The 25,541-nt window shown below is 48.8% G+C and carries 24 protein-coding genes, 1 other RNA gene and 2 pseudogenes; 16 read left to right on the top strand and 11 right to left on the bottom strand.

Annotated elements, in window-relative coordinates; all coding sequences use genetic code 11:
• Window positions 1-131: 131 nt before the first annotated feature.
• Window positions 132-737: an SPOR domain-containing protein gene (locus tag GBK04_RS01225; RefSeq protein ID WP_373330608.1), complete on the top strand. Its 606-nt coding sequence runs from the start codon at window positions 132-134 to the stop codon at window positions 735-737.
• Between the two features lie 6 nt (window positions 738-743).
• Here the strand turns inward: GBK04_RS01225 and GBK04_RS01220 are convergent, their stop codons facing one another.
• The gene (locus tag GBK04_RS01220) at window positions 744-965 is read right to left on the bottom strand and encodes a hypothetical protein (RefSeq protein ID WP_152756160.1); all 222 of its coding nucleotides are present in this window, start codon (window positions 963-965) and stop codon (window positions 744-746) included.
• 229 nt (window positions 966-1,194) lie between these two features.
• On the opposite strand from GBK04_RS01220, the gene fabG reads away from it, so the two are divergent.
• The 12 genes from fabG to trmD all read left to right on the top strand — a co-directional run bounded on the left by fabG (window position 1,195) and on the right by trmD (window position 12,034).
• Window positions 1,195-1,941, top strand: coding sequence for a 3-oxoacyl-[acyl-carrier-protein] reductase (gene fabG / locus GBK04_RS01215; RefSeq protein WP_152756158.1), 747 nt, complete (start codon window positions 1,195-1,197; stop codon window positions 1,939-1,941).
• A 129-nt stretch (window positions 1,942-2,070) separates the two neighbouring features.
• Window positions 2,071-2,994, top strand: a complete 924-nt coding sequence (locus GBK04_RS30195) for a hypothetical protein (RefSeq protein ID WP_373330607.1) — start codon at window positions 2,071-2,073, stop codon at window positions 2,992-2,994.
• A gap of 14 nt (window positions 2,995-3,008) precedes the next feature.
• Entirely contained in the window at window positions 3,009-4,148 is a 1,140-nt protein-coding gene (locus GBK04_RS30190; RefSeq protein ID WP_373330606.1) for a hypothetical protein, read from the top strand.
• Window positions 4,149-4,156: 8 nt separating this feature from the next.
• Window positions 4,157-5,062: a DUF2279 domain-containing protein gene (locus GBK04_RS01205; RefSeq protein WP_152756156.1), complete on the top strand. Its 906-nt coding sequence runs from the start codon at window positions 4,157-4,159 to the stop codon at window positions 5,060-5,062.
• A 98-nt stretch (window positions 5,063-5,160) separates the two neighbouring features.
• Window positions 5,161-6,141: a Smr/MutS family protein gene (locus GBK04_RS01200; RefSeq protein ID WP_373330605.1), complete on the top strand. Its 981-nt coding sequence runs from the start codon at window positions 5,161-5,163 to the stop codon at window positions 6,139-6,141.
• Between the two features lie 4 nt (window positions 6,142-6,145).
• Complete coding sequence (locus tag GBK04_RS01195) at window positions 6,146-7,585, top strand: DUF4403 family protein (RefSeq protein ID WP_373330604.1); 1,440 nt, start codon at window positions 6,146-6,148, stop codon at window positions 7,583-7,585.
• Window positions 7,586-7,697: 112 nt separating this feature from the next.
• Window positions 7,698-8,098, top strand: an RNA gene (rnpB, locus tag GBK04_RS01190) — RNase P RNA component class A.
• 64 nt (window positions 8,099-8,162) lie between these two features.
• Complete coding sequence (locus tag GBK04_RS01185) at window positions 8,163-9,152, top strand: hypothetical protein (protein ID WP_373330603.1); 990 nt, start codon at window positions 8,163-8,165, stop codon at window positions 9,150-9,152.
• On the top strand, window positions 9,098-9,658 hold the full coding sequence (locus GBK04_RS30185; RefSeq protein ID WP_373330602.1) for an OmpA family protein: 561 nt from the start codon (window positions 9,098-9,100) through the stop codon (window positions 9,656-9,658). Before GBK04_RS01185 ends, GBK04_RS30185 begins: the two co-directional genes overlap by 55 nt.
• Before the next feature lie 197 nt (window positions 9,659-9,855).
• Window positions 9,856-10,683, top strand: a complete 828-nt coding sequence (gene rpsP / locus GBK04_RS01180; RefSeq protein WP_373330601.1) for a 30S ribosomal protein S16 — start codon at window positions 9,856-9,858, stop codon at window positions 10,681-10,683.
• Between the two features lie 123 nt (window positions 10,684-10,806).
• Window positions 10,807-11,373: a ribosome maturation factor RimM gene (gene rimM / locus GBK04_RS01175; RefSeq protein ID WP_373330600.1), complete on the top strand. Its 567-nt coding sequence runs from the start codon at window positions 10,807-10,809 to the stop codon at window positions 11,371-11,373.
• Window positions 11,363-12,034, top strand: coding sequence for a tRNA (guanosine(37)-N1)-methyltransferase TrmD (trmD, locus tag GBK04_RS01170; RefSeq protein ID WP_152756153.1), 672 nt, complete (start codon window positions 11,363-11,365; stop codon window positions 12,032-12,034). The genes rimM and trmD overlap by 11 nt, the downstream gene beginning before the upstream one ends.
• A 60-nt stretch (window positions 12,035-12,094) precedes the next feature.
• On the opposite strand, the gene GBK04_RS01165 is transcribed toward trmD, so the two are convergent.
• On the bottom strand, window positions 12,095-12,538 hold the full coding sequence (locus GBK04_RS01165; RefSeq protein ID WP_152756151.1) for a GNAT family N-acetyltransferase: 444 nt from the start codon (window positions 12,536-12,538) through the stop codon (window positions 12,095-12,097).
• 86 nt (window positions 12,539-12,624) lie between these two features.
• Window positions 12,625-13,653 (bottom strand): RluA family pseudouridine synthase, encoded by a 1,029-nt coding sequence (locus GBK04_RS01160; RefSeq protein ID WP_152756149.1) that lies wholly within the window; start codon window positions 13,651-13,653, stop codon window positions 12,625-12,627.
• Window positions 13,654-13,747: 94 nt separating this feature from the next.
• On the opposite strand from GBK04_RS01160, the gene GBK04_RS01155 reads away from it, so the two are divergent.
• On the top strand, window positions 13,748-14,614 hold the full coding sequence (locus GBK04_RS01155) for a 1-aminocyclopropane-1-carboxylate deaminase/D-cysteine desulfhydrase (protein ID WP_152756147.1): 867 nt from the start codon (window positions 13,748-13,750) through the stop codon (window positions 14,612-14,614).
• Between the two features lie 58 nt (window positions 14,615-14,672).
• Here GBK04_RS01155 and sufB read toward each other — a convergent pair whose 3' ends face one another.
• Both sufB and rfaD read right to left on the bottom strand, forming a co-directional pair.
• Complete coding sequence (gene sufB / locus GBK04_RS01150; RefSeq protein WP_152756145.1) at window positions 14,673-16,118, bottom strand: Fe-S cluster assembly protein SufB; 1,446 nt, start codon at window positions 16,116-16,118, stop codon at window positions 14,673-14,675.
• Window positions 16,119-16,331: 213 nt separating this feature from the next.
• Entirely contained in the window at window positions 16,332-17,297 is a 966-nt protein-coding gene (gene rfaD / locus GBK04_RS01145; RefSeq protein WP_152756143.1) for an ADP-glyceromanno-heptose 6-epimerase, read from the bottom strand.
• 206 nt (window positions 17,298-17,503) lie between these two features.
• Here rfaD and GBK04_RS01140 point away from each other — a divergent pair, with 206 nt between their 5' ends.
• Together GBK04_RS01140 and lpxB are read left to right on the top strand one after the other, a co-directional pair.
• Complete coding sequence (locus tag GBK04_RS01140; RefSeq protein WP_373330599.1) at window positions 17,504-17,923, top strand: 6-pyruvoyl trahydropterin synthase family protein; 420 nt, start codon at window positions 17,504-17,506, stop codon at window positions 17,921-17,923.
• Window positions 17,920-19,037: pseudogene (gene lpxB, locus GBK04_RS01135) on the top strand (lipid-A-disaccharide synthase). Before GBK04_RS01140 ends, lpxB begins: the two are co-directional and overlap by 4 nt.
• A gap of 122 nt (window positions 19,038-19,159) precedes the next feature.
• On the opposite strand, the pseudogene GBK04_RS01130 reads toward lpxB, so the two are convergent.
• The 6 genes and pseudogenes from GBK04_RS01130 to GBK04_RS01105 all read right to left on the bottom strand — a co-directional run bounded on the left by GBK04_RS01130 (window position 19,160) and on the right by GBK04_RS01105 (window position 25,493).
• A pseudogene (locus GBK04_RS01130) lies at window positions 19,160-20,163 on the bottom strand (rod shape-determining protein).
• Between the two features lie 368 nt (window positions 20,164-20,531).
• A complete protein-coding gene (locus GBK04_RS01125; RefSeq protein WP_152756139.1) occupies window positions 20,532-21,098 on the bottom strand; it encodes a 1-acyl-sn-glycerol-3-phosphate acyltransferase in 567 nt (188 codons plus the stop codon).
• 88 nt (window positions 21,099-21,186) lie between these two features.
• A complete protein-coding gene (locus GBK04_RS01120; RefSeq protein WP_152756137.1) occupies window positions 21,187-22,326 on the bottom strand; it encodes a site-2 protease family protein in 1,140 nt (379 codons plus the stop codon).
• Window positions 22,316-22,948: an HAD family hydrolase gene (locus GBK04_RS01115; RefSeq protein ID WP_373330598.1), complete on the bottom strand. Its 633-nt coding sequence runs from the start codon at window positions 22,946-22,948 to the stop codon at window positions 22,316-22,318. Before GBK04_RS01115 ends, GBK04_RS01120 begins: the two co-directional genes overlap by 11 nt.
• Window positions 22,949-22,956: 8 nt before the next feature.
• Window positions 22,957-23,910 carry an acetyl-CoA carboxylase carboxyltransferase subunit alpha gene (locus GBK04_RS01110; protein ID WP_152756135.1) on the bottom strand — a complete coding sequence of 318 codons (954 nt, stop codon included), beginning with the start codon at window positions 23,908-23,910 and terminating at the stop codon, window positions 22,957-22,959.
• 152 nt (window positions 23,911-24,062) lie between these two features.
• The gene (locus GBK04_RS01105) at window positions 24,063-25,493 is read right to left on the bottom strand and encodes an MBL fold metallo-hydrolase (RefSeq protein WP_152756133.1); all 1,431 of its coding nucleotides are present in this window, start codon (window positions 25,491-25,493) and stop codon (window positions 24,063-24,065) included.
• Between the last annotated feature and the right edge of the window lie 48 nt (window positions 25,494-25,541).

Raw genomic sequence — 25,541 nt, 5'->3', positions numbered from 1 at the left:
TTCGGGTTGAATCGGATAACAAGAATGACATGGAGGAGCAAAATATAAAAAAAGAACCAAGAAAGAGACAAGAAAGTCCTCGGGGAAACACCTCTTCTAAACGCCAAAATTCCTCAGGGGCACCCTGGTGGTTGGTCGTTGTACTTTTGGTGGCGCTGTTGGGTATGGCCTCTTACATCGCCTGGATGAATTCGGCAGATCCCGCGTATCGCAAAGGTTACCTTGCCTACTATTTGGGTTCAGGCAATTCCGAAGCTGAACTGCTTGAATCTACCATTCCTTCCGACATTCCGTCCGATTCACTGGCGGCGTGGGAAAACTCACTTTTAAGTGCCAATCAACTCGGGACTGATTCTACTGCTCAGGATTGGAAAAGTCTTTCGGAATTAACGAACGAGGCAACAGGTACAGATACGGTATCCAATCAATCGTTTCAATCGTTGCCTACCCAGACCACCCCAAAGGAGCCGGTTCAAACGGACAATTTTGTGGCCCCTAAACCAGTACTAGCCTACTACATCAAAGCAGGGGAGTTCGAAAGCAGAAGTTCGGCACTCTTTCGAATCAAAGAGCTTCGGCAAGGTAATTATAAGGCAAAAATCATCGAACCTGATTCGGCAGGGGGTACCTTTGTCGTTTCGGCGGGCGAATTTTCCAGCTACAAAAGGGCTCTGGATCAGGCACAGGCCATAGGCTTCATCATGGACATTCGTACCTCGGTCATTAAAAGGGAGTGACCGGCACTATTTCTTTTGGAAAAGGTAGGTACCAAAGGTGTAGGCGATAAATAGGGCAAAAACTAATAACCCGATTCCGATCATAAGTACCAAAATTCTCGAACCCTCTTCAAAAGCAGACTTTGGGGTACCATCGGCTTTTCGGGGATTCTGTATCCGGACTTTGAAGTACCCAATGGTATAGGCTAGAATACAGAACAAAATGACTCCCAGTATTATGCGGGGCATGGCAAATGAAGATTAGGTCAGGTACGAATATACGATGATCCCAATTATTCTGCTTTTGGCTGTTGCATATTTTTAGTCGCTTCGACCGGCACACGATCCAATTGCCGGGTACTTTTGCGCACAAACTCCCAATCCCTTACCTTTACGCGGTATTTTTTGAACGGTTCGCGCCGTTTTCTTTTTCTCAATTTTTCCCGCTTGGAATAGGCACAGCCCAAACTCATTCTGTATGAAACTATTGGAAAATAAAGTAGCGCTGGTAACAGGTGCATCACGTGGTATTGGGCGGGCCATCGCTATCCGCTTTGCTCAGGAAGGAGCCGATGTGGCCTTTACCTTTCTGTCGAATATTGAAAAAGGTCAGGCACTGGTAGCCGAATTGGAGCAGTACGGTATCAAAGCTAAAGGGTACCGTTCGGATGCCTCTGATTTCCAAGCGGCCGATGAACTTATTACCGAAGTGATTGCGGATTTTGGTCGGATCGATGTGCTGGTAAACAATGCTGGGGTTACGCGGGATGGGCTTCTGATGCGTATGAGTGAAGAACAGTGGGATACTGTGATTACCATTAACCTGAAATCGGTATTTAATCTTACCAAGGCGGCCATCAAAACTATGATGCGGGCCAAAAGCGGTTCGATCATCAATATTACATCGGTGGTAGGTATCATGGGCAACGCCGGTCAGGCCAATTACTCCGCGTCTAAGGCAGGCATCATTGGCTTTACCAAATCGGTGGCTTTGGAATTGGGTTCGCGCAGTATACGGTCCAATGCAGTAGCCCCGGGTTTTATTGAAACAGAGATGACCGAAGCGCTTGAGGCCAAGTCGCTCGAGGAGTGGAAGCAATCAATTCCCCTAAAGCGGGGAGGCAAGCCTGAAGAAGTGGCCGATGCCTGTGTCTTTCTTGGCTCCGATATGTCGAAGTACATCACCGGTCAGGTAATACAGGTGGATGGGGGTATGCTCACCTAGGGTACCTGCTTATGTGAGTCGGAGAAGTTTTCCGGCTTCTCAAAAACCAATCATAGGGTTTTAGCCGTTATGGTTGTATCTTGTCCATTCCGGAACTAACCCCCACACTCCGAGACTTACGCTTCGTCCATGCGATCCGAACTTTTCCTGCAATCTTCTCCGTGGTTCATACTACTTTGTCTGTTAGCCGGTTCGGCTTATGCATATTTTCTGTACCGTCCTGAGCCTTCATGGAGCAAGGGATTGAATACTTTTCTGGCTATTCTCCGTGGAAGCCTCGTTTCTATTCTGTGCTTTTTACTATTGGCTCCGCTGGTTCGTACTACACAGACTACCACCGATAAGGCAAAGGTGGTATTGGCCATTGATAACTCGCTGTCAACTGCCCAGGAGGGTACCAAAGCTGTACCCCTGGTGGCTGAGGCCGCCCATAAGTTGGAAGCGGACGGGTATGAAGTAAGCATTGAGACTCTGGACGCCGAACGACCGGTTGCGGAGTTTGACTCCATAAAATTCACCGCCTCTACTACCGATCTATCGTCTTTACTAGGGTCCATTCGGAGCAACTTTGAAGGGCAAAACCTGACCGATGTGATTATGCTTTCCGACGGAATAGTCAACCAAGGGCTTTCGCCTGCCTTTGCGAGTTACCCTTTCCGGGTACATACGGTTGCTATTGGTGATACAATACCTAAGAAGGATGTGTTGATTCGCAATGTACTGTCCAACCGAGTGGCTTATATGGGTAATGAATTCCCCATTCAGATCGATATTGTGGCTAACGGCTTGGCAGGGAGAAGCACAACTGTTTCGTTAAAGCAGGGGGGGAGAGTAATCTCTACCCAAAATGTGGTGATCGGTCGTAATGATTACTTCCAGGCGTTCACGTTTACTACTTCGTCCACACAAAAGGGAGTGCAGCATTACACGGTGGAAGTAGGTGGGGTATCAGGGGAATTTAACGCTCAGAATAACCGCCGTGAGGTGTACATCGACATCATCGACGGCCGGGAGAAAATACTTCTGTTGGGGCTAGCCCGCATCCGGACATAAAGGCCTTGCGGAGTATGATCGAGCAAAATGAAAACTATGAACTTGATATAAGGCTGCTGACCACTGCTACCAATCTTGAGAATCTCACGGAGAAAGCCTACGATCTCATTATTTTGCACCAGATACCTGATGCTTCCGGTTTAGGTAATGAGTTAGTGCGCCGCCTGCTGACCCGAAATACGCCCGTATTTTATATTCTCGGAAATCAATCGGCAATAGGTGCCATGAACTCTCTGAACCGCACCGTGCAGATTGCAGCCAACCCGGGGCAATTTGATAAAGTAACGGGTGTATTCAATTCGTCCTTTCAGCTCCTCAACCTGGATATTCAGCGATTGGACATCTTGGAGAGGCTCCCGCCCTTGTCGGTACCTTTTGGTGAATACAGGTTGTTGCCGGGTAGTGAGGTAGTGCTGTATCAACGGGTAGGTAGTGTGGCCACCACCAAGCCTCTGTTGATGCTTAATACCGCCGGCGACCGAAAGGTGGCGGTACTGGCGGGTGAAGGCCTGTGGTTGTGGCGTCAGGAGGAATACGCCCTCACCGATAAACAGACAATCGTAGATGAACTTTTTCAGAAAGTGATTCAGTTGCTTTCGGTGAAAGAAGACAAACGTAAATTCAGGGTATATCCTGTGAGTGCCGAGTTTGACGCAGGTGATCGGGTTTCTTTTCAGACCGAAATTTACAATGACATTTATGAAAATATCTACGGGCAGGAGGTAAAGCTGGACCTGACTGATGAAAAAGGCAAAGTACAAAACTATACATATACCCACAGCGCCGAAAGCCCGCGTTTTGATATAAGCGGCCTTCCTGAGGGAGTATACAGGTATCGGGCATCTACTATTCTTCGCTCAGGGCAAGAGCAGGTAAGCGGTCAGTTTGTCGTCAGAAACACTGATCTGGAATCTCAGAATACTACGGCTGATTTCGGTTTACTCCGTGAAGTGGCCCAACGCTCCGGCGGACGGTTTGTCCAACCTGCTACCCTCGAAAGCCTGGTTCAGATTATGACCAAAAACCGTCCTCCCGACCGTCTGAATTCCTCCGAGCAAATGGCCGAACTCATCCATTTAAAATGGATTTTCTTTGCCTTGCTCATTTTGGCTACCTTAGAATGGGGCTTTAGAAAATACAGTGGGAGTTACTGATCGATTTCATGAAAACGATCCTGCTGTTGATCTTCGGGAGCCTGTCGTTCTATTCTGTAACTGCCCAGGAGTCGGAAGCGGAGGTTATGCCTGACACGGCCGTTGCACACCCTCCAAACTACCGGTTGTTGCACGGGATGTTCGCGGCCCAAACCGCATTGTACGCCGGAAGTCTTTATGGACTGAGTAAAACCTGGTACAAAAATCCCCTCACCCGATTCAGCGTCGCCGATGATTCACATGAATGGAAACAAATTGATAAGGTAGGACATCTCTATACTTCCTTCCAAATTAGCCGGCATACAGCCGAACTCTATAAAAAAACGGGAATCAGCAGAAAACAGGCCGTTCTTTATGGGGCCATTTCTGGTTTCTTTTTCCAGACTCCCATTGAAATTCTGGATGGTTTTTCCCCTGATTATGGCTTTTCAATTGGAGACATGGCAGCGAATCTGGCGGGACCTTTACTTTTTGTCGGGCAGTACGCCTTCTGGGATGAGGTCAGAATACAACCCAAGTTCTCCTTTCATTTTACCGATCTTGCCACCATCCGCCCTGAACTGTTGGGTCGTAATCGATCCGAACAGTGGCTTAAAGATTACAACGGGCAAACGTACTGGTTTTCAGGCAGTCCGCATTCCTTTTTTCCTGGGTCTCGCTGGCCAGCCTGGCTTTGCCTATCCGTAGGGTACGGCATTCAGGACATGGTTGCTGCCGAAACCCAGCAGAGTGTAGAATTGGGATACCGACCCTACCGACAGTACTATTTTTCGCTGGATGTGGATTTTACCAAAATAAAAACGCGCAGCCGCTTGATTAAAACCCTGGCTTTCATGTTGAATACATTGAAGATCCCCGCACCAGCCGTATCGTTCTCCCGAGAAGGTGTGACTTTTAAGCCCTTGTATTTTTAAGGATTAGTTGAGGGAGGTAAGGTACCCCAACCCGTGGGCCAAAAATCGATTTCAAGGGGCGGTTCTTTCAAGAAGTACAGTAACACGAACTAAAAAGAATGAGTATGAATATTGGTGATAAAGTACGATTGGTGCATGGACGGGAAGAAGGCATTGTGTACCGTTTTCTTCCGGGCAATATCGTAGAAATAGAAATTGAGGATGGGTTCCGAATTCCCGTGCTCCGCAATGAATTGGTGACGATTTCACCCGTGGAGGGTGAGCGATTGGTACGAAACGAGCCGATTAAAAAAGACAATGTACCGGTCAGCAAAACCCGGGCCGTTTTTGCCGAGAAAGGTATATATCTGGCCTTTGTACCTATCAACGACCGTGAACTCACTGTACATCTGATCAACAATACCGACTGGCACCTGCCCTTTGTGACCTATCAGGAACAGGAAGGAATAACTACGGGACTGGGATCGGGTGAAATGAAACCACGTACCTCCTATAAACTGACGGACCTACTGGCCAAGAATTTCGAACAATGGCCCGTTTTCGATATACAGGCCTTGTATTTTAAAGAGGGGAATGGCTCAGCAAAACCACCATTCCAGAAAAAAATTAAGTGCCGCGCCCAATCTTTTTATAAACGCAAGCACGCCGCGCCAATCCTTCAGAAGGAAGCCTACCTGTATCAACTTGATGATGAAAACGAAACGGTCAAAGCTTTTCCGGGCGTAGGAATATCGGCAGCAGATCTGCGCGAAAGAATGCTTTCTCCTTCCTCAGAGCCAAAGACAGTTCCTACAAAGCCGGATTCAGTAGTGGATCTGCACCTCGAAAAGCTTACCACCGAAATAGGCAAAATGTCCAATACAGAAAAGCTGACATTGCAATTGACCACTTTCGAACAGCAGCTTGAACGGGCCATTGCAGCTGGGATGCACGAAATGACATTCATCCACGGGGCAGGCAATGGCGTTCTGCGTAATGAATTGCATCGGCGACTGAGCAGGCATCAGAATGTGCAGTTTTTCGAGGATGCGCAAAAACAAAAATTTGGATATGGCGCCACCTTCGTCAAAATCAAGTAATTACGTGAAGTCACTGACACGAATTGGATTGATTTGGATTGCGAGCGTGATGTGGGCCATGCTGGTATGGCAGTGTAGTTCGGGGGGCTCATCTCAACCCGCGGCACCAAAAGAAAAATACCTCTATTCGAATATGCAGATTCAGAACGAAAAGCATCTGTCGGTGGTCAATATTCCGGTGGAGACCCCGTTGGCCGAGTTGGAAAAGCAACTGAATGCCCAACTGAATGGGCTTCTTTACGAAGACAATAGTTTTGAGGATGATAATTCGGACAACCTGAAAGCGAAGGTTTGGAAAATAAGCCCAATCAAAGTTCAAGCCATTGACTCTACCTTTCTCTTTGAGGTACCCCTGAAGGTATGGGTGAGTGTAGGGTACAAGGTGAGTCCGCTGGGGCTGACACTTTCGGGGCACAAGGAGACAGAATTCGCTGTACGCATCCGGTTTATATCCAAGATGCATATTTCACCCAGTTGGAAAGTTATTTCCGAAACCTCCGTCGACAGCTATGACTGGATCACGGAACCGGTAATCAAGGTAGCGGGATTCACCCTGCCGGTTAAATCGATGGTGAGCCGTACCCTGAATCGAAACTTTGAAAAAATTACAAAGGCAATCGATGAACAAGTCGGCAGCACCATCGATTTAAAAACGCATGTACAAAAGGCCTGGGATTTGGCCCGACGCCCCGTCGAATTATCCAAGGCGTATAACACCTGGCTTATGGTGGTACCTACGGGAGTTGTCATGACTCCGTTAGTGGTAAGAAATAATGTCATCCGCAGCACCATTGGCCTGCGAGGGTACACCCAGACCGTAACCTCCATGATACCCCCCGAACCGGTAACCAATGCTGGACTCCCCAACCTCGAAATTGTGAATAAAATACCTGGGGCTTACCGGGTAGGGTTAATCAGCATGGTGTCGTACAAGGAGGCCACCCGTCTGGCAAAGGCAGAATTTGTAGGTAAGACTTTTTCGTACAGCAACGGAAAGTACACCGTGGAAGTCACAGATCTTGATTTGTTCGGACAGAATGAGTTTTTGATCATAAAAGCCGTACTCCGAGGTAGTATGAATGGGACGATCTACCTGCGGGGAATGCCCCATTATGACGCGGCCACCAAAAACCTCACCCTTAAAAATCTGGATTACGACCTGGATACCCGCAATGTCATTATAAAAACAGCTGGCTGGTTGCTTCAGGGAAAATTCAGCGCTATGATGGAACGCAATTTCGTATTTCCCATAGGTAAGCAAATTACCGAAGCGCAACGATCGATCCAGAAGATGCTCACTCAGAATAATTTGGCCAAAGGTATTATGCTTACAGGTACCCTCGAGGAAATTGTTCCAGACAGGGTGTACCTAACGCCGGAGAATATTTATTCGGTTGTTTTCGCCCGTGGACAGGTATCTCTGAGGCTCGAAGGCCTGCTCTAAAGCGTACAGAATGTTGGTTTTATGGGCCTATTGGGCGTAAAAATTTGCTTTTTGTACACGGTTAGGTACCAATCAAAGCAAAGTATTTCTTAGCTTTGTAGCCAACCGGGATTAGATAAGCTGTCCTATCGCTCTTGCTTCAAGCAGGGGAGGAAAGTCCGGGCAGTGCAGAGCACCGTACTTCCTAACGGGAAGGCAGCCGATTGGCGACGATTAGCTGACAGCAAGTGCCACAGAAAAGATACCGCCTGGCATACTTTTTATGCGAGGTAAGGGTGAAAAGGTGGGGTAAGAGCCCACCGGATCGGTAGCGATGCCGAGAGCAGGGTAAACCTTACGGACTGAAAGACCAAATAGGTGCCGAGAAGAAGCGGCTCGTTTCGGTTCCGGCACGTTCGGAACATTGGCACGGGTAGGTCGTTAGAGGCTCCGGGTGATCGGAGCCCCAGATAAATGATAGGAGTTTCGGGGAAACCCGGAATACAGAACCCGGCTTACAGGCTTATCTATTTTCGGATTTATTGTTTTGTGTATATACAAATTCAGGCTTATTGAATCACATAACTGGTGTTTCCTCATGAAGAAGAAAAATCTTTACATTACACTTTCCTTGCTGGCTCTGTTTACTACGGCATCTTTTGCCCAAAACCGTACCTATGAGGGGCCCAACAAAATGAACACCTGGTCCATTACCGGGTACGGGGGAATAACCCGTTTCTTTGGTGACCTTAAGCAGTATGACTTTCGGAGAGGCCCTGAGGAACCGCTCACAGGAGGTTTCGGAGTATCCATCAACAAGCAATTATCGCCACTTTTCGGGGTACAGCTTACGGGCTGGAATGGCTGGTTGGCTGGATCCAAAACAGGGGTTGTAAGTTCGATCACTGGGAAATCACAGGATGTATATTTCAGGAGCCCATCTTTTGTGCAAGTTACACTCGATGGTACTGTGAATTTGAACCGACTGCTATTTGGTTTTGATAAGCTACGTCGCTGGAAATTCGATGCACATGCCGGGGCGGGTATTATTTATTACCATACCGATGTATACGATTTAAATACTAAAGCCTTGCTACTTCAATCCAATACGGATGGAAGCTCGAAAACTGCGGGCGAATGGGAGCGCAACGGGTCCATATATACCCGTGAGTGGGTAGTACCCCTGGGTTTGGCCATCCACTATGAACTTTCTCCACGGATTGACATTGGTTTAGACTTTGCCATTAACCATGTGATGACTGAGAAACTCGATTTGACGGCCAGTGACTTGACGGACTACGCTACCTCTACCGGAATCTTTGGATTTGTAAAAGGTGATTCCGAGCTGGATAAATGGGGCTATGGTGCTATTGCCCTTACCTATAAGTTAGGCAAGAACGCCGTAATGTCCAAAAATGGTAAATACGATGCTTCCAGCGGTCGCTACCACCTGCGTTGGGCAGATCCCCGCGCTTTAGTGCCCCCCCTTATAACCCTACTATGGAAGATGCCGATTCTATTGCTAAAGCCAATATGCCGAAACCCGTCGATCCCCGACTCTACACGGATTCAGATGGTGATGGAGTAGCCGATCTGTTCGATAAAGAACCTAATACGCCTGCTGGTAGTGTTGTATCGGGTGGCGGTGTTGCCATTGATCTGGATAAATATATTACCGACGCAATAAAGAACAATATGCCTAAGGATGAGTGCGAGGCCCTGTTCAGTAACATTGAATTCGATACTGATAAAGCCACCATCCGACGCGCTTCCCAGGAAACACTTACCAAGGTTGTCGAACTGCTAAACATGCGTCCCAACTGCCGTATCGTTCTGGTAGGTCATGCTGATGCCCGGGCTTCTTACGGGTATAACATGAATTTGTCAAGACGTCGGGTAGAAGCTGCTAAGCGGTACCTGATCCGGGCGGGATTAGCTGATCCAAGCCGCCTTTTGGTTGAGTATTTCGGTGAGTACCGGCCTTTGGCTGAGAATACGACTCCTGAAGGACTTCAGGCTAACCGTCGCGTCGAAATCAAAATCATGCCTAACAACACGCTGCGTTCCACATATCCGGCTGGGTTCAAGCGATAGTTTTCAATTTGAAGTTTATATAGGGGAAGGTTCCAGAGGAACTTTCCCCTTTTTTTGTTCATATGCTTACTAATCAGGAAATTTAGTTAAATTTGCACCCTGTTTAATCGGAGGGACGAGATCCCCCCACCAATAACAATTATAACTACATGGCAGTTAAGATCAGACTAGCGCGTCGAGGACGCAAAAAAAGAGCGATGTATGACATCGTCGTAGCCGATGCCCGGGCTCCCCGTGACGGACGCTTTATTGAAAAGTTGGGTACCTACGATCCCAACCAGAATCCCCATAATGTAGTGCTGCAGGCCGACCGGGCTGTGGATTGGTTACTCAAAGGAGCTCAACCCACAGACACCGCCCGTTCTATTTTGCACCACGAAGGCGTCATGCTTCGCAAACACCTACAGGTAGGTGTCAATAAAGGCGCCGTAACGCAGGAAAATGCCGATGCTCGTTTCGAAGAGTGGAAAAATGCTAAAAGTGAAAAATTGGCCAACAAAGCCGATACCTTAAATAGCAAGAAAACATCTGAGAGGGAACAGAAACTGGAGGCTGAACGCAAAGTGAATCAGGCCCGTATTGAATCAATAACCAAGAAAAATACGCCCCCTGCTGATACCACTGCTCCCGAGACAGAAGCAGAAGAACCAGTAAATGAGTCGGCAGAAACTGAAATTGCCGCCACTTCAATAGAAGAGCAGCCAGAGGCAGTTGAAGAAACAACTGCTGCCACCGAGGCACCTGCTGAACAGCCTGCTGCCGAAGCACCTGCTGAACAGCCTGCTGCCGAAGCTCCGCAACCCGTAGCTGAAAAAGCTGAGGAAACGACCGTAGTTGAAGAGGCTGCTCCCGCAGCTGATCAAGCGAGCGAGCCTGTTGCTGAAGCTGCGCCAGTTGCAACCGAAGCTACTGCCGAAACCGAAGTTCCGGTTGCGGAAGCACAAGATACACCCGCAGCACCGGATGAGAAATCGACCGAAGAGCCTACTACTGCTTCGGACGAGTCTGATGCCAAGAAAGCCTAAGTATACCGGCTTTCAAGGTGTCCTTCCAATTTAATTTCACACATGAGTCTGTCGGGTATCCGCACAGACTCATGTTTATTTTAGGGATACCTACCTGATTTAATCATATAAACAATTAAGACCGTGACACAGGCAGATTGCTATTTGCTGGGATATATAGTAAAAACCCATGGGACCAAGGGACAATTGGTATTTCATCTTGATGTCGATTATCCCGAGGACTATGAAGAGATGGAGTCGGTTTTTATAGAAACTAAGGGCGAACTGATACCTTATTTTGTTGAACTTTTTAACCTCCAGAAGCAGAGTAGGGTGATTGTGCAGTTCGAGGGAGTCGACACAATGGAAAAAGCTCAGGCTCTGGTAGGTACTTCCCTTTTTTTACCTCTGGATGCTTTGGACGAACTAGAGGAGGGACAATTTTACTACCACGAAATTCAGGGATACGAGATTCTTGATCAAAAACTTGGAAGCCTGGGTACCGTCCGGGAAGTTTATTCAGTAGCTACTCAAAACCTGATTGCATTTGATTATCAGGGAGCCGAAGTGTTGATCCCTATTACTGACGGTATTGTGCTGGAAGCCGACCGAACCAACAGGCAGCTCCATGTGGAATTGCCCGATGGGCTATTGGAGGTATATACTGAGAGTAATGCAAGTAACGAACCGGAGGACGGCGATGAGGATTGATATCATTTCGGTAGTGCCAAAACTGATGGAAAGTTTTTTCGCACACTCGATTCTGAAAAGGGCGAAAAACAAAGGCTTGGCCGAAATCCATCTGCACGATCTCCGAATGTATGCCACAGGTAAAAATCGACAGGTAGACGACTATGCTTTTGGGGGCGGGGCAGGGATGGTATTGCAGATAGAGCCTATCGCCCGTTGTATACGTGCTTTACAATCTGAGCGTACCTATGACGAAATCATCTACCTGACCCCGGATGGTGAGCGGCTTGCGCAGCGGACAGTAAATCAATTATCGTTGAAAACAAACCTACTCCTGCTTTGTGGACACTACAAAGGGGTTGATCAGCGGGTACGCGACTTATTTGTAACGAAGGAGATCAGCATCGGCGATTACGTCCTTTCCGGTGGTGAACTGGCCGCTGCTGTACTCACCGATGCCATTGTACGCTTGGTTCCCGGAGTGCTCAATGACGAAACTTCTGCTCTGACCGACTCTTTTCAGGACAATCTGCTCGCACCACCCGTATATACCCGACCTGCCGTTTTTGAAGAAAACGCAGTACCGGAGGTGCTGTTGTCAGGCCATGAGGCCAAAATAGAGCAATGGCGGCTGGATCAGTCCCTTGCCCTGACGAAACTAAAACGTCCTGATTTATTGTAAATCATGTGACCTATCCGGGGTACCCTAACCAAGATGATTAATGGATGCTGTGAAGTTTTTTCAGAAATCCAGATGGCAATTTAGCCACTCATCATCGAACCGCGTACCGTATTTGCGGTAAAAGCCTACGGCGGAGGTATTCCAGTCCAGCACCTGCCACATCATACCCGTGCAGTTCGTATTCTTGGCAGTCTGTACCACCGCGTCAAAAAGTGTTTTGCCCAATCCATTTCCACGCACCGATTCTGTAATCACGATATCTTCCAGATACAGCCGCTTGCCTTTCCATGTAGAATAGCGGAAATAGTATAAGGCCAGCCCTACGGTCACACCATCGGATTCGGCAATGTGAAAATCGTAAAGCTTGTCGTCGTAATCCTGGTTCATGCGCTCTACCGAGTTGGTTACCTGATCGAGGGCTTTCTCATAGACAGCCAGTTCTTTGACCAGCTCAAAAACAGCTGGTATGTCTTCACGTGAACCGGGGCGGGTGGTAATGTTCATATTGTATTACTAGTAAATGAGGAATTGGATAAATGATAGGATAAGTACAAAAATTAGGTATTCTATCATTCACCCGATCAAAATTGTTAGCGATGATGTACGTAATTTTCCCATTTGGCCATAACCTGCCTGAAATCGTCTGGTAGTTCGGTGTCGAATTGCATGAACTCCCGGGTCTTGGGATGGACTATCCCCAGCGATTTAGCGTGCAACGCCTGACGGGGTATAATCTTAAAACAGTTTTCCACAAATGCTTTGTAACTGCCGCTGGTCGTGCCCCGGCGGATTCGGTCTCCCCCGTAGGTACTGTCATTGAATATCGGATGGCCGATGTGTTTCATATGGGCCCTGATCTGATGGGTACGTCCGGTTTCCAGGGTACATTTTACCAGAGACACATACCTTAGCGGCTGGATAACTTCGTAGTGGGTGATGGCTGGTTTTCCCTGGCTTCCGTCGGGAAAGATATCCATGATTCGGCGGTCTTTAGCGCTCCGTCCAATATGACCTTCAATGGTACCTTTGGCCTCCTTGGGCTCGCCCCATACCAGGGCATAGTAGGTGCGCTCGATAGTATGTTCAAAAAACTGCTTGGCTAGGTAGGTCATCCCGTACTCACTGCGGGCGATGACCAGCAGGCCTGATGTATCCTTATCGATTCGGTGTACCAGCCCGGGACGAATATCGCCGTTACGACCCGTGGGCAAATGCTGGAAATGGTATACCAGTGCGTTGACGAGGGTACCAGTCCAGTTGCCGAAAGCGGGATGAACCACCATGCCGGCGGGTTTGTTCACGATTGTCAACTCGTCATCCTCGTACACGATATCCAGCGGAATGTTTTCGGGTACAATCTCCGTATCCCGGGGCGGCTGGGGTAGGGCCAGTACAATGACATCAGCGGGCTTGACCTTATAGCTGGCTTTGGAAGGCGCATCGTTTACGGTAATAGCTGCCAAGTCGATCCCGTTCTGAATCTTGGTGCGGGTAGCGTTAGGTACGTGCAGACTCAGGTACTTGTCCAGCCGCATAGGCCCCTGCCCCTTATCAACCACAAGGCGGTAGTGTTCATAAAGGTCTTCTTCCTCGTCGGTTTCCTGCGTTGGCTCTGACATTATTTAGCGTTATGAGATATGGGGAGTCCCTTTTACTTTTGACAAAATTATCAAAATTTACGTGGACTCACCGATTTCTGCCCTACCTAGCCCATTGCAGCCACTGGTTGACCTAACCACACAACGGGCCGGGGTGAACCTGTATCTGAAGCGCGATGATCTGATTCACCCCACGGTTTCGGGAAATAAATGGCGCAAACTGAAATATATTTTGCTGGATGCTCGGCAAAAAGGGTATAACACGCTGCTTACATTCGGTGGAGCGCGTTCCAATCATCTTTATGCGGCTGCGGCTGCCGGTGCCCTGCTGGGTATGCGCACGATCGGATTCGTGCGCGGTGAGGAGTATTTAGAAAAAAGTACCGAAACACTGGATTTTTGTCGGGCTGAGGGTATGCAGCTTTATGGTATTAGCCGTGAGAAATACAAGCAGCGGAATACCCCCAGGTACCTTGAAGAATTAAAAGGTACCTTTCCCACGGCTTACATCATTCCCGAAGGTGGTACGACCCCGTTTGCCTTACCCGGTGTAAGGGAACTCGTAATGGAAACAGAAACCCAACTTGGCTTCAAGCCCGACTACTTTGCCGTAGCCGCAGGAACAGGAGGTACCACCGCGGGACTTTTAACCGCAAAAATTCCGGTACTTGCTTTTACTGCTTTGAAAGGTGGCGGATTTCTCAAACAGGAAATCCTGGAATTGGCGGATAGTCTGGAGTTAGAAAATAACCTGCACCTTTTTACCGACTATCACTTTGGAGGGTACGCCCGCCATACTCCTGAATTGCTGGCTTTCATGGAAGAATTTGAATTGCGTCACCAAATCCTGTTAGAGCATGTGTATACGGGAAAAATGCTGTACGGATTGTATGATCTTATGAATAAGGGGTATTTCCAAAAAGGAGAAACCCTAGTGGCTATACATACCGGTGGATTGCAAGGCCGTAGTCATGTATTCTAAAAAAAGCCGCAAGGTCAAAGACCCGCGGCTCATATAGAAGAGGTTTACAAAGCTCTTGTTATCCCACACTACCCTCAAGGCTGATCGCCAGTAGTTTCTGTGCTTCCACAGCAAATTCCATGGGGAGTTGATTCAGTACTTCTTTGGCGTAGCCATTTACAATGAGGGCTACGGCCTGCTCGGTACCGATACCACGCTGATTGCAGTAGAACAGAATATCTTCACCAATTTTCGAAGTGGTTGCTTCATGTTCTACCGTGGCCGTAGGGTTGCTCACCTCGATGTAAGGGAAGGTATGCGCGCCGCACCGGTCGCCCAGCAGCAGCGAGTCACACTGCGAGAAATTACGGGCGTTGTCGGCACGCTTAAATACTTCGACCAGACCCCGGTAGGAGTTCTGGCTTTTGCCCGCTGAGATTCCTTTCGAAACGATACGACTCTTGGTGTTCTTACCGATATGTATCATCTTGGTACCCGTATCGGCCTGCTGCATATTGTTGGTAACAGCCACGGAATAGAATTCCCCGATGGAATTATCACCCTTTAAAATCACCGAAGGATATTTCCAGGTAATGGCCGATCCTGTTTCAACCTGAGTCCAGGAGATTTTGGAGTGAGCACCATCACAAAGCCCGCGTTTGGTCACGAAATTATAGATCCCCCCTTTGCCTTCCTTGTCACCAGGGTACCAGTTCTGAACGGTCGAGTATTTGACTTCTGCTCTTTCGTGGGTGAATATTTCCACCACTGCCGCGTGCAGTTGGTTCTCGTCCCGCATCGGGGCGGTGCAGCCTTCAAGGTAGCTTACATAGCTACCCTCGTCAGCCACGATGAGGGTACGTTCAAACTGCCCCGTTCCCGACGCATTGATGCGGAAATAGGTCGATAGCTCCATCGGGCAGCGAACACCTTTGGGAATGTATACGAACGATCCGTCGGAAAAAACCGCTGAATTGAGGCCCGCGTAAAAATTGTCCTTGGGAGGAACTACCGATCCCAGATATTTTTTTACCAGATCGGGATGTTCTTTGATCGCTTCTGTGATGGAGCAGAAAATGATTCCTTTTTCTTTCAAGGATTCTTTGAAAGTAGTAAAAACCGATTCGGAGTCCATGACAGCATCTACTGCTACATTAGAAATCCGTTTTTGCTCATCCAGCGAAATTCCCAACCGCTCGAAGGTATTGCGCAATTCGGGATCGATATCATCCAGGCTGTCAACCTGCTTTTTCTTTTTTGGGGCCGAATAGTACTTGATAGCCTGCAGGTCAATGGGTGGATAATGTACATTGGCCCAGGTAGGTTCCGTCGTTTTAAGCCAGGCACGATAGGCCTTCAGGCGCCATTCCAGCATCCATTCGGGTTCATTTTTTTTGGCGGAAATGAACCGGACAATTTCTTCGCTGAGACCCGGAGGGGCTTCGTCAGCTTCAATATCTGTTACGAAACCGTACTTATATTCTGAACTGGTGATTTCTTCTAGTAATTCTACTTCTTTGCTCATAGTACTGTATGTTACCTTATTAAGGATACATGGAGTTAACAACCGCAGGGGAAGTTGAGTTTGGTGATTCAGACAAAAATATAGAAAAATTCCAAATAAGCCACTACGAAGGCCTTGGGCGAGCCTGAGATAGGACTTGCCTAGCTCATTGACCCGATAATTAGTGTAATATCGGGCTAATAGGCTAGGCCGGAAAGACATCAAGTCAAGAGGTTAGTAATAGGCGTTAGGAATCAGGTACTGCGTTACATAGTTTTCGATTCCTTCTTCTAGGGAATGGAAGGGTTGGGCATAGCCAATGGCGCGCAGCTTGTCCATAGAAGCTTCGGTGAAATACTGGTACTTGTCGCGGATGTCGGCGGGGGTATCGATGAAATCAATGACCGGCTCAATTTGCATGGCGTTGAAGGTACTCGTAACCAGATCTTTGAACGTACGAGCCTTTCCGCTGCCCAGGTTGTAGATACCCGAGTTTTTTCGATGATTCATCAAAAATATACACACATCAACTACGTCCTTCACATACACAAAATCGCGCATCTGCTCGCCATCTTTGAAATCGGGATGATGAGACCGGAAAAGTTTCATTTTGCCGGTTTTCTGGATTTGGTGAAAAGCGTGGAAAATTACGGAAGCCATCCGGCCTTTATGGTATTCGTTGGGACCGTACACGTTGAAGAATTTCAGTCCCGCCCAGAATAAAGGCTTCTTCTCCTGAGCTAATGCCCAGATGTCGAATTCGTTTTTGGAATCACCATAGGGATTCAAGGGGTGCAACTGCGGAATCAGTGCCTCATCGTCAAGGTACCCCTGTTCGCCTAGTCCGTAGGTAGCGGCCGAGGAGGCGTACACCAGCGGAATTTGATACGCTACGCAGCGATTCCAGATTTCCTTGGAATACTGCACGTTGAGCTCATCGAAAATCGCCCGGTCAAATTCAGTGGTATCGGTGCGGGCACCGATGTGGAAGATAAACTCGACTTCTTCCTGATTTTCGTCGAGCCATGCGAAAAAATCGCTGCGCTCGACGCGTTCCTGAATGGTCTTGCCGGTCAGATTGTCCAATTTTTCATACTTGGAAAAATCATCGACTGCAATTATGAAGTTAAAACCTTCCTGATTCAATCGGCTGATCAGACAGCTTCCGATAAAGCCCGCGGCTCCTGTTACTACGATCATGTATGCAATGGATGGTTGACAGTTGAACAGGGACAGTGTCGTTTGCCCCGCAACTAGTAAGATGTTTAAAAGGAATTGTAAAGTTAAGCACAATACCGCGCTCCTTCCCAAACAAAACGTATTTTTGCAACAGAAACGAGTTGACAAGCTAGGGCGTTAAAGCCAAGCATCGGTCAACTCTCAATTGTCAACTGTCAACTGAAAAAGTGGTTTACGTCACTCGAAAAGAACATTTTAACGCGGCCCACCGCCTGTACAATCCGAACTGGACCGAAGAAAGAAACCAGGAAATATTTGGCCCCTGCGCCAATATCAATTTCCATGGCCACAATTTCGAGCTCATCGTGACCGTGAAGGGGGTACCTGATGCAGGAACAGGCTTTGTGATTGACCTGAAGGCGTTGGGCGATTTGATTAAAAACAGGATAATCGATCAGGTGGATCATAAGAATCTGAATCTCGATGTACCGTTCATGCGGGGGAAGATGGCCTCCTGCGAAATATTTGTGATGGAAATCTGGAAAATCCTGGCTCCCGCTGTAACTGAGATCGCTCCCGAAGCGCGGTTGCATTACATCAAGCTGATCGAGACTCCCAAGAATTTTGTTGAGTACTACGGCGAATGAAGTACTACCTGATTGCCGGCGAGCGTTCGGGCGACCTGCACGGAGCCAATCTGATGAAGGGCATCCGGTCCCACGACTCTGCCGCGGAATTCCGGGCCTGGGGCGGCGACCTGATGCAGCAGCAGGGAGCTACGCTTGTGACGCACTACACCGACATGGCTTTCATGGGGTTTCTGGAAGTGGTAATGAACCTGTCTATCATTTTAGGATTCCTGAAAAAGTGCAAAGAGGATGTAATGGATTACCAGCCTGACGCCCTGATTCTTATTGATTATCCCGGCTTTAATTTGCGGATGGCGTCCTTTGCCAAAAAAGAGGGATCAGGGTACTGTATTATATCTCGCCGAAGGTATGGGCCTGGAATCAGAAACGGGCTTTGAAAATTAAGGCTACCGTGGATCGTATGTATGTAATCTTTCCTTTTGAAGTGGAATTTTACAAAAAATACGGTTATAAAGTAACTTATGTAGGTAATCCGCTAATGGATGCGATCCATGAATTCTCCGCGGATTCTGATTTTAAAGCAAAGAATAACCTTGAAAATAAAAAGATTATCGCCCTGCTCCCCGGCAGCCGCAAGCAGGAGGTCATGGGTACACTGGATACAATGCTGAGTATTCAGGCAGCGTTTCCAGACCATGAATTCGTCATAGCCGCAGTAAGAAGTTTGCCAGAGGTAGTCTACGAAAAGTACCAAAGCTTACCGAACGTAACTGTAGTATTCGAAGGTACCTATGACCTGCTCTCAGTGGCCGAAGCAGCAATAGTAACCTCCGGTACCGCGACGCTTGAAACCGCCCTTTTTTCGGTACCCGAGGTGGTCTGTTACCGAACCAGTACTATTTCGTATACAATCGCCAAAAACCTGATCCGGGTACCTTATATTTCGCTCGCCAACCTGATCATGGAAAAGGAGGCCGTCCGGGAATTGATTCAGGACGATTTTTCTTCGAAACAACTGGACGCTGAACTGCGCGCTATCTTGCCCGGCGGCACCAAACGGGCTACCATGCTGGACGACTTTCGCCAACTTCAAGCCAAGGTAGGTGGCCCCGGAGCTTCTCAGCGCGCCGGTGCCTCCATGGTAGGGTACCTTAAGGAAGAAATTGGCTAAGTGACTCAGTGCAGAGGGACAAAGTGACAAAGATTTTTAAAGAAATAGGGTAGAAGCCATTGAGTTTAATTTTCCCTAACTGTCCACTGTCCACTGTCCACTGTCCACTGTCCACTGTCCACTCACTTAATAAGGTACCCCGCCCGTTCGATGTTTTTCAGAGTTTTGCCTGCACCCCGTACCACCATGCGCAGTGGATCTTCCACGGTATGAACAGTCAAATGAGTTTTTTGGGAAAGACGTTTGTCAAGCCCATGTAGCAAAGCACCACCTCCCGACAGGTACATGCCCCGCTGGTAGATGTCCCCCGCAAGTTCGGGAGGCATTTCTTCCAACAGTTTCATCACCGACTCCTCGATTTTGGATAGGGATTTATCGAGGCAGTGGGCTATTTCGGCTTGCGTCACTACGATCTGCTTGGGCATTCCGGTCATCAGGTCGCGGCCCATGACCGTGCAATCGCGCTGCGATTCGGGCAAGTCGGTGAGAGCCGCCCCGATGCTGTGCTTGATGCGTTCGGCGGTAGGTTGCCCGATCAGGAGGTTATATTCGTGGCGGATGTATAGTTCAATATCGGCGTCGAGGGTGTTGCCAGCTACCCGCACCGACTGATTGCAAATGATACCGCTCGAGGCAATCAGGGCAATTTCGGTAGTACCCCCCCAATATCCACAATCATGTTGCCTTCGGGTTCCTCTACGTTGAGACCAATACCCACCGCCGCCGCAATCGGCTCGTGAATCAGGTACAATTTGCGGGCGCCGAGGATTTCAGCCGAATCTTCAACGGCGCGTTTCTCGACTTCGGTGATTCCCGACGGGATGCACACTACCATCCGGATAAAGGGCCGGAACAGGCTGCGGCGGAAACCCACCATGGCCATCATGCCCCGGATCATTTGCTCGGCGGCGTTGAAATCGGCGATTACACCGCCCTGTAACGGCCTGACAGTACGGATTTTATCGTGAGTTTTGCCTTCCATTTGCATGGCCTCATGACCTACGGCGAGCATTTTGTTGGTGGCCCGGTCGAAGGCTACCACGGAGGGCTGATCAACGACAATATTGTCTTCGTGGATTATCAGAAAATTGGCGGTGCCAAGATCAATTGCTATATCGTGATTCATATGAATAAGTCAAAATAATGGGGTTAATCGTTCAGACCGATTACACACAATGTGGGCCGAACCATGCAAAAGCCAGTAAGTGAAAAGGAGGGTTGGGGATAAGAAACTTTACCGGAAAGGGCGAGGCAGTGAGCCGATTCGTCATTAAAAGCCAAAAAGTTTCTCATTCCATCACCGGATCGACCTTCTCCCTCAAGTATCCCTTTCTGCACGTGGATCCGAACTTAATGAATTTCTTACTTCCTCAAATATACAGGGATAAAACTGACTATTCCGAAAGACCCGTCGGGTTATTTTGATTTTTTTGGAACTATATTATGCATTGAACAAAATATGCTCAGCAGGGCATGCTATATCAACTGCCCCTACTAATGACTACCGGCAATGACGCCAGTGCGGGCATACATGTCAAGCCAGCTTTTTCTCCGTCCCCCGATCGTTAGGTAAAAATCGTAGATGGCATGCATATCGTTTGCATAATCTCCGGTAAGCCACAGGGGGTCACGGATGACAAATGCTTTCCGGGGATAATCGAATCCTACCAGAATGAGGGGTACCTGTGCTTGTAAGGCCATGTAATAAAAACCTGTTTTCAGGGCATGCACGTCACGGCGGGTACCTTCGGGGGTAAGAGCAATGTGCAACCGCTCATTTTCTCGAAAAGTTTCAACGACGGCATCTACCAGATTGTTGCCCTGAGTGCGGTCTACAGGGTACCCTCCCAACGCCCTGAACAGCCCGGCCGAGTACCATTGAAAAAGTTCTTTTTTTGCCAGAAAGCCTATATCGAAATGCATGGTAGCACGGGCGCCCACGCTGATGAGGAAGTCCCAGTTGGAATGATGGGGCGCGCCTACCCAAATCGCTTTGGGTATTGCGTAGGGCGGAGTGCCGACAACTTTCCAACCTGACAGTTTGAATAAAAATGCGAACATGATGCAGGAGGAAAGTAGAAGAAAAAAAAGAATTCAGCTCAAAGCCTACCCTTGCGACCTCAGTATAAATAGAATGTCCACTTCCCAATTATACAATAATGAACGGCTTAGGACTCGCACACAGAACAAACACCAGCACCGCCAGCCAGCCCAATAGTATTCGACCGGTACCCAGCGGACCCTCTTCAGCCGTTTCGGGATGGTAGACGCCCAGAAAACGGCCCAACAAAAACACAAAAGGCAAAAAGCCAGGGTACCCCTCCCAGTCGGGTCGAAGGTAGGTAACAGCAAATTGGGTGATCACAATACCCAAACTGAGCATCAGGGCAGTACGGGGATTGCTGCTTAGGCGCCTCAGGCAGATGTACAAAAAATAAGCGTAAAAAGCCAGGTACCCCAAAAGGGTATAGAATTGCTCATCATTGGGAACAGAAAATTCGTCAGCCTTGAAAAGGCCCAAACCTGCGTAAAAAGTGAAGAGGACGAATAGGATAGGTGCTACTGCATTGAACCGTTTTTTGCCGATCAGCCCATACAAAATATGTCCACCATCCAACTGGCCAATGGGAATCAGATTGAGTGAAGTAAAGAAAAGCGCCATGTAGCCCGCAAAGATGTAGGGGTAGTGGATCATCTCAAAAGCGTGGGGCAGTCGGGTAGGATCGGCAATGTAGGTTTTGAACCACCAAAACAGGATCGTATCACCCAAAGCAAGGCCTCCCTCCTGATTTTGGTACACATACTTGGGATAATCGAGCCCGTAGCGGAGGTATTCGGGGTGAATGGTAAAGATATGTTCCGGGGGAGGCAAATGGGTGAAACCGTACCAGAGTACCCCCAGCGCGGCCACAAAACCAGCCAGGGGGCCTGCAATGCCAATGTCGAAAAATTTGATTCTGGAGCGCACCACCGAGGTAATGCGGATAAAAGCTCCCATGGTTCCGATGCTCTGGGTAATGCCGAACCACAGCGGAATGTAGTAGGGTAGGGTGACCTCCACCTGGTAAAACTTGGCGGTAAAATAATGCCCGAACTCATGGATGGTGAGGATGGCCAGAAACGGAATGGAAAAATTAAGCCCCTGCCAGAATTCGGGCCAGCCGAGGGGATTTTCCATGAAAATGAAGGTTTTGCCGTAGATCCACTCCGCTCCCGAAAGGGTAGTCGTGATGAGTGTGAGAACAAATAAAATGCCCTGAATCAGGTAGGTGCGGGTCTTAATCGACATAGTCGTTGAGGTAGTCCAGAATGCTTAACGGTTTCTGAACATGGATGGTTTGAATGCCGAGCAAACGGGCGGCGTGGATGTTATCGAGGTTATCATCCAGAAACAAGGTTTCGTCGGGCAGAAGGTCGGCTTCCGTCAAAACCCGCTGGTAGATTTCGGGATGGGGTTTCATCACACCCATTTCGTAGGAGAGAAATACTTTTTCAAACAAATCGCCCAACCGTTCGGCGCCGGATGCCTGGTGGAGGATTTTGTCAACGGCCTCAATGTGAATACTACTCGTGTTGCTGAGGAGAAACAGCCGGTAATCCTTACTCAATTTCCGGATCAATTCGATGCGTTCAGCGGGAATATCAAGCAAGAGGGAGTTCCAGGCGGTGTCCACTTCGACATCGGCCCAGGTAGTATTGTTCAGGATTTCCCGCACGTAGGATCGGAAACCGTCGGCATCCAAAGCACCCGTTTCGAACTGGCGGAACAGGTTTCCCTCTTCGAACAGGCGCACTATTTCCTCAGTGCTGCGTCCGCTTAGGGTAGCAAACGATTGCGCCGCGCGCGGCACGTCGATGTTGATGATGACATCACCCAGGTCGAAGATGATGTTTTTTATGGAATCTATCACGAAAGTACCTATTCGTTAAAAACGCCCATGGCGCAGAATTTGTCGATCCTTTGGTTGATGCGATCTTCCGCGGAAAGCCGGGAAAGCTCATCCAGCGTTTCGACAATGACTTTTTTTAGATTTTGGGACATAATAGCGTGGTCGAGATGAGCGCCACCAAGCGGTTCAGGCACAATTCCGTCGATCAGGCCATTTTCTTTCATGTCGCGGGCCGTAAGTTTGAGTGCTTCGGCGGCCTGTTCCTTATAGTCCCAGCTCCGCCAGAGTATGGTCGAGCAGTTTTCGGGAGAAATCACCGAATACCATGTATTCTCCAGCATCAAAACCCGGTCGCCAATGGCGATACCCAAAGCGCCGCCGGAGGCCCCTTCTCCGATGATAATACAAATGACAGGTACCTTGAGCATGAACATTTCCTTCAGGTTACGGGCAATGGCCTCCGCCTGACCGCGTTCTTCGGCCTCCAGTCCCGGGAAAGCCCCGGGTGTATCGATCAGGGTGATGATGGGGCGGTTGAATTTTTCGGCCAGCTTCATCAGGCGCAGGGCCTTGCGGTATCCTTCCGGATTGGGCATGCCAAAATTCCGGTGCTGCCGCTGCTTGGTATTACGGCCTTTTTGCTGGCCGATAATCATGACTCCCTGCCCACCCAGTTTGGCAAATCCTCCGATCATCGCCGGATCGTCGCGTACCTGCCGGTCACCGTGCAACTCAATGAACTCCTCGCACATGAGCTGGATATAATCATAGGTATAGGGCCGGTCAGGGTGCCGCGACAGCAAGACCCGCTGCCAGCGGGTGAGGTTGTCGAATATTTCCTGACGGAGTTTGGCAATGCCGTTTTCCAGGGCCGTCGTGGCTGCTGATACATCCACGTTGCTTTCTTCGGCCAATCGCCGCATATCGGCTAGTTTGGCTTCGAGCTCAACAACGGGTTTCTCAAAATCGAGGTAGGTTCTCATGTAAGGGGGTGTAATTGTACAAGTGTTTAATCGTAGTATGAATGGTTCACTATACCGGTGTATTAAAAGGCTGGCGCATGGAAACATTCTGGAAATCCATGGCAAATCAGCAATCAATACCCGACGACACGATTCAACAGTTCAACAAACAGTTATAATTCATAGGTCTGCCCACGTTCCGGAATTTCTGTTTGGAAGTAGCCCTGTCCGAGTAATAACTCGCGAAAATCACTCAGACTCTGGGCTTCTCCGTGGATCAGAAACAGTTTTTTCAATAGCTCCTTATCCTGCATTTGCACAAAATCAACCAGATCATTCTGATCGCCGTGCCCGCTAAATACGTCAATTTTTTCAATATTCGCCAAGACCGATTTCTTCTCGCCCCGGATTGTGATGGTATCCTGACCATTGAGCAGCCGCCAGCCCAGGGTATTTTCCGAGGCGTAGCCGATCATCAAAATTGTGGCGTAAGGGTTCTCGATATTGGCCGCCACGTGGTGCTCTACCCGTCCGCCCTGTACCATGCCCGACGAAGAAATGATCACACAGGGCTCGCTGTAATTGGAAATGGCCTGGCTGGCGTCGCCCGTTTCGATATATACCAGGTTTTCAAAATCGAAGAGCAGTTCGTTGTCTTCCTTGAATTCGCGTGCTTCCCGGTTCAACAGCCGCGCGAATTTCTGGTACACCCGGGTACTGGCAAAGCTCAGCGGACTATCGGTAAACACTTTCAGCGGGGGCAACTGGTGATTGACATACAGCTTGTTGAGTGTATACAGCAGGGCTTGCGTGCGACCCACGCTAAACGTAGGGATAATAAGCCGGCCCGGAATATCCACGCAGGTGCGCTGAATGACATCCAGCAACGCTTCTTCGGGGGGACGCATGTCCTCGTGCAGGCGGTTACCGTAGGTGGTTTCGCAAATCAGGTAGTCAACTTGGGGTACCGGGTAGGGATCGACGAGCAGGGGGTAGTTCTTACGGCCCAGATCGCCCGAAAAACACAGTGTCTTTTTCTCACCGTCTTCCCGCACCTCAACCACAATGTGGGCGGCGCCCAGCAAATGCCCGGCCGGCAGGTAGGTGACACTTACGCTGTCCGTGATTCGATAGCGCTGGCCGAAGGCCACCGGAAAAAAGTTTTCAAGAGCTTCCTTGACATGCTTTTCGGTGAATAGGTCACGGGGAATGTCGCGTACAGGCTGGCGTTTTTTTTTCTTATTCGACGATTGGCCGTTGGCGGTATTCAGCCGCTTCTGGTGGAGCATGGCGGCGTTTTGCAGCAGCAGGCCCGTAAGGGAATAGGTCGGCTCGGTACAAACGACCTGCCCCTCAAAGCCTTCCTTGTACAGGTTAGGGATATTGCCTGAGTGGTCAATATGGGCGTGGGTGAGCAGTACCGTGTTTACAAGCGTGGGATCAAAGGGGAAAACACTGCGTTGTTGATCATAAAGAGCCTTTTTTTCTTTTTCATCCAGGTCGAAATTTACGCCACAATCAATCAGAATACGGTAGTCGTCAACTTCCAGCAGGCACATACTCCCCGTAACCTGACGGGCGGCGCCCCAAAATGTTAATTTCATATAAATGCTATGCGGTGAATAATCATCTCCTGGCGAGTATATTGCGAC

The sequence above is a fragment of the Salmonirosea aquatica genome (genome assembly GCF_009296315.1).
Taxonomy (GTDB): Bacteria; Bacteroidota; Bacteroidia; order Cytophagales; family Spirosomataceae; genus Salmonirosea; species Salmonirosea aquatica.
The sequence above is the reverse complement of the archived record's forward strand: the minus strand, read 5'-3'. Positions and strand labels throughout refer to the sequence as shown.

Bases quoted from the DNA above. Each gene is read 5' to 3' on its own strand.
- GBK04_RS01220 (WP_152756160.1), bottom strand. From the start codon at position 965: ATGCCCCGCATAATACTGGGAGTCATTTTGTTCTGTATTCTAGCCTAT.
- fabG (WP_152756158.1), top strand. From the start codon at position 1,195: ATGAAACTATTGGAAAATAAAGTAGCGCTGGTAACAGGTGCATCACGT.
- GBK04_RS30195 (WP_373330607.1), top strand. From the start codon at position 2,071: ATGCGATCCGAACTTTTCCTGCAATCTTCTCCGTGGTTCATACTACTT.
- GBK04_RS30190 (WP_373330606.1), top strand. From the start codon at position 3,009: ATGATCGAGCAAAATGAAAACTATGAACTTGATATAAGGCTGCTGACC.
- GBK04_RS01205 (WP_152756156.1), top strand. From the start codon at position 4,157: ATGAAAACGATCCTGCTGTTGATCTTCGGGAGCCTGTCGTTCTATTCT.
- GBK04_RS01200 (WP_373330605.1), top strand. From the start codon at position 5,161: ATGAGTATGAATATTGGTGATAAAGTACGATTGGTGCATGGACGGGAA.
- GBK04_RS01185 (WP_373330603.1), top strand. From the start codon at position 8,163: ATGAAGAAGAAAAATCTTTACATTACACTTTCCTTGCTGGCTCTGTTT.
- GBK04_RS30185 (WP_373330602.1), top strand. From the start codon at position 9,098: ATGCCGAAACCCGTCGATCCCCGACTCTACACGGATTCAGATGGTGAT.
- rpsP (WP_373330601.1), top strand. From the start codon at position 9,856: ATGTATGACATCGTCGTAGCCGATGCCCGGGCTCCCCGTGACGGACGC.
- trmD (WP_152756153.1), top strand. From the start codon at position 11,363: ATGAGGATTGATATCATTTCGGTAGTGCCAAAACTGATGGAAAGTTTT.
- GBK04_RS01165 (WP_152756151.1), bottom strand. From the start codon at position 12,538: ATGAACATTACCACCCGCCCCGGTTCACGTGAAGACATACCAGCTGTT.
- GBK04_RS01160 (WP_152756149.1), bottom strand. From the start codon at position 13,653: ATGTCAGAGCCAACGCAGGAAACCGACGAGGAAGAAGACCTTTATGAA.
- sufB (WP_152756145.1), bottom strand. From the start codon at position 16,118: ATGAGCAAAGAAGTAGAATTACTAGAAGAAATCACCAGTTCAGAATAT.
- rfaD (WP_152756143.1), bottom strand. From the start codon at position 17,297: ATGATCGTAGTAACAGGAGCCGCGGGCTTTATCGGAAGCTGTCTGATC.
- GBK04_RS01125 (WP_152756139.1), bottom strand. From the start codon at position 21,098: ATGTTCGCATTTTTATTCAAACTGTCAGGTTGGAAAGTTGTCGGCACT.
- GBK04_RS01120 (WP_152756137.1), bottom strand. From the start codon at position 22,326: ATGTCGATTAAGACCCGCACCTACCTGATTCAGGGCATTTTATTTGTT.
- GBK04_RS01110 (WP_152756135.1), bottom strand. From the start codon at position 23,910: ATGAGAACCTACCTCGATTTTGAGAAACCCGTTGTTGAGCTCGAAGCC.
- GBK04_RS01105 (WP_152756133.1), bottom strand. From the start codon at position 25,493: ATGAAATTAACATTTTGGGGCGCCGCCCGTCAGGTTACGGGGAGTATG.